At 63.7% G+C, this 2,818-nt stretch carries 2 protein-coding genes, 1 tRNA gene, 1 rRNA gene and 1 pseudogene; 3 read left to right on the top strand and 2 right to left on the bottom strand.

All coding sequences use genetic code 11. The annotated features are described in order from the left end of the window. The first annotated feature begins 16 nt into the window (after positions 1-16). Positions 17-131 (top strand): 5S ribosomal RNA (rrf, locus tag VN047_RS07790). A gap of 109 nt (positions 132-240) precedes the next feature. Further along, positions 241-317: transfer RNA gene (locus tag VN047_RS07785), tRNA-Met, on the top strand. A 102-nt stretch (positions 318-419) separates the two neighbouring features. On the opposite strand, the gene VN047_RS07780 is transcribed toward VN047_RS07785, so the two are convergent. After that, positions 420-1,712: an Hsp70 family protein gene (locus VN047_RS07780; RefSeq protein WP_325541552.1), complete on the bottom strand. Its 1,293-nt coding sequence runs from the start codon at positions 1,710-1,712 to the stop codon at positions 420-422. A gap of 85 nt (positions 1,713-1,797) precedes the next feature. Continuing rightward, positions 1,798-2,406, bottom strand: coding sequence for a TetR/AcrR family transcriptional regulator (locus VN047_RS07775; RefSeq protein ID WP_325541551.1), 609 nt, complete (start codon positions 2,404-2,406; stop codon positions 1,798-1,800). Positions 2,407-2,495: 89 nt separating this feature from the next. Here VN047_RS07775 and VN047_RS07770 point away from each other — a divergent pair. Then, a pseudogene (locus VN047_RS07770) lies at positions 2,496-2,818 on the top strand (multidrug transporter); the annotation flags it as partial.

The raw sequence follows: 2,818 nt of genomic DNA, 5'->3' as shown, positions 1-2,818 counted from the left end.
TACGCCGGCTTCATTGCTTGGTGACCATGGCGTCAGTGACCCACCCGATCCCATCTCGAACTCGGCCGTGAAACCTGACAGCGCCGATGGTACTACCGCTTAAGCGTTGGAAGAGTAGGACGTCGCCAGGCATTGCAGCCGACGTAAGGTCGAAACGGAAACCCATTCACAAAGTTAGAGGCCGGCAGCGATGCCGGCCTTTTGCTGTTTTGCGAATCCGGATGGATCGCAGCTGGTTGACGCGGGATGGAGCAGCCCGGTAGCTCGTCAGGCTCATAACCTGAAGGTCGTAGGTTCAAATCCTACTCCCGCAACCAACGGAAAAAGCCCGCTTTCCTAGATGGATGGCGGGCTTTTTCGCGTTCGCAGCCGCTGTATGATCAAGCGCCCGAAATGCCGGCTTTCCCCGACGGAAGAGGTCAGGCGGCCCATTCGGCTGGGTCGGATTCCTCGCCGATCAGCGCAAGGCCGTGCGCGATAGAGGTCAGTTCGCCGCCAGTCGCGATCCGATCTTCGCCGAAGCGGCGACCGAACAGCGCGCGTATCGTGGGGATCAGCGAGGATCCGCCGGTCAGGAAGACGCGGTCGATCGCTCCGGCAGCCACGCCCGCACGCGCGAGTGCCTGTTCCATCGCCGCTTCGATACGGCGGAGATCGTCGGCGATCCATTGCTCGAAATCGGTGCGCCGCACATCGGCGCCGATCTCGATCCCGCCGCCCGCGAAATGAAATTCGGCATGGTCGCTGTCCGACAGCGCGCGCTTCAGCTTGCCGACCGCGTCATAGAGCGGAAATCCCTGCTCATGCTCGATGAGCGCGATCATGCGCCCGATCAGGTCGGGACGCTCGGCATCGCGTTGCAGTCGGCGGATATCGTCGAGCGTCCGCCGGTTGCGCATCATCGCAAGCCGCGACCAGTCTCCAAAGTCCGAAAAATAGCCGCCCGGAATCTCGAGCCGCTTGTCGAACGACCGGTAATGACTTCCCTTGCCAAGCAGCGGAAGCACCAGCCGATCGACAATGCGGTAATCGAAACGGTCGCCCGCGATTCCGATGCCGGAGGAGGCGAGCGGCACACAGCGGCGCGACGCGCCTGGCTCCGCAACGCGGACGATTGAAAAGTCGGTCGTGCCGCCGCCGAAGTCGGCGACGAGGATTATTGCGGGTTCGGTCAGCCTCGACGCATAGCTGTGCGCGGCACCAAGCGGTTCGTGAACATAATAGATTTCGGTACCGAACGCCTCGAACATCGCGTCGTAACGCTGCCGCGCAAGTTCAGGGTCGGGTTTTGCGCCCGCATATTCGACCGGTCGTCCGACGATGACACGGCGCGGCCGCTCGTCGAGTGCGTCGCCGGCGTGCGCGACGAGACGCTGCAGAAACAGGCGCCCCAGATCCTCGAAGCGGAACGGCTTGTTGAAGATCATCGCGCGCTCGAACAGCGGGCTTGCCGCCACGCTCTTGAATGACTGGATGAAGCGGCTGTCGAGCGGCGACTGGAGATACTCGTCGATCGCCCAAGGGCCGGCCTCGTGCGCGATGCCGTTCCAGCCACGCTCTTCTTCCCAGAAGCAGAGCGCGGAGCGGAACACGGCATCGCCCGCCTCGCCGAACCCGACAAGCCCGGTGCCGCCTTGGCCATCGGCCAGCGCGACGACGCTGTTCGTCGTGCCGAAATCGAGGCCGAGCGCGCTCGCGGCCGCCTTGTCCATGACATGCTCCTGTGGTGATGGGGATCCCTTGCGGGGCGGCGCCTATTACACGAGACGGGGGAAGGAGCAAGTTTCTGCCGGAATCTCAGTTTTCGGGACGCCATGCGCGATCGAAGGTGTCGACCGCAGCGTCGACATCGTCCTGAAGACGGGCGAGGTCGCGGCTTTCGGGAAGGTTGAGCATCGCGAACTGATAGAGGCCCGACTGGCAAAGACTCGTGAACTGCTGCACGGCCCGCATCGGGTCGCCCATCCGGAGCTCGCCGCGCACCATTTTTTCGCCCACCCACGCGGCCGCGCGGGCCTTTCCGCGGCGCGGGCCGCGTTCGTAGAAGGTTTCGGCGAGGTGCGGAAAGCGCTCGGCTTCGCCGACGACAAGGCGAAAGAGCGACAGGATCGGGGTTGCCGTCAGCTTGGTCATCAGCAGATTGCCGAAACGACGCAAAACATCAGGCACCGGTTCGTCGAGCGGCAGGTCGATCGCGAGCGCCTGACCATATTGCTCGACGATATCGTCGACCACCGCTTCGAAAAGCTCCTCCTTCGACGGGAAATAGGCCCAGAGCGTCGTCTTCGATCCACCGACCTTGCTCGCGATCGACGACATCGTCGTTCCCGCATAGCCGTTCGCGAAGAAGAGTTCGCGCGCCGCATCGACGAACGCCTTGCGCCGCATCGCGGCGGCGTCATCCAATGCAGCCGTACTATCTGGTATCATTTCGATTGACAATGCAGCCTCCGACGTTCATTGGCGCATGATACCAGCTAGTATCGTTGGAAGCCATGCCCCGATCACTATTTATCTCCACCGCGTTTTTCGGTCTGCTAGCCGGGTGCGCAAGCGTTCCCGACCTTGGGCCGAGACCCGTTCCGGCAACGGCCCAGTCGTTCGATTCACGCGCGAGCTTCGCCGATGCGACCGGTCAGTGGCCGGTCGAAGGCTGGTGGCAGGGCTTTGGTGACGCGCAACTCGATACGCTGATCGCCGAGGGGCTCAAGGGCTCCCCCGATGTGGCGATTGCTGCCGCCCGCGTGCGCGCCGCCGATGCCATGGCGCAGCAGGCCGGCGCGGCGCTGTTGCCGGGCGTGGGCGCCGAGGCGAGCGC

The sequence above is a fragment of the Sphingopyxis sp. genome, from assembly GCF_035565275.1.
GTDB lineage: Bacteria > Pseudomonadota > Alphaproteobacteria > Sphingomonadales > Sphingomonadaceae > Sphingopyxis.
This window is presented reverse-complemented; position numbering and strand designations above follow the sequence as displayed.

Excerpts from the sequence above, each read along its gene's own strand:
- VN047_RS07780 (WP_325541552.1), bottom strand. The coding sequence starts at position 1,712 with ATGGACAAGGCGGCCGCGAGCGCGCTCGGCCTCGATTTCGGCACGACG.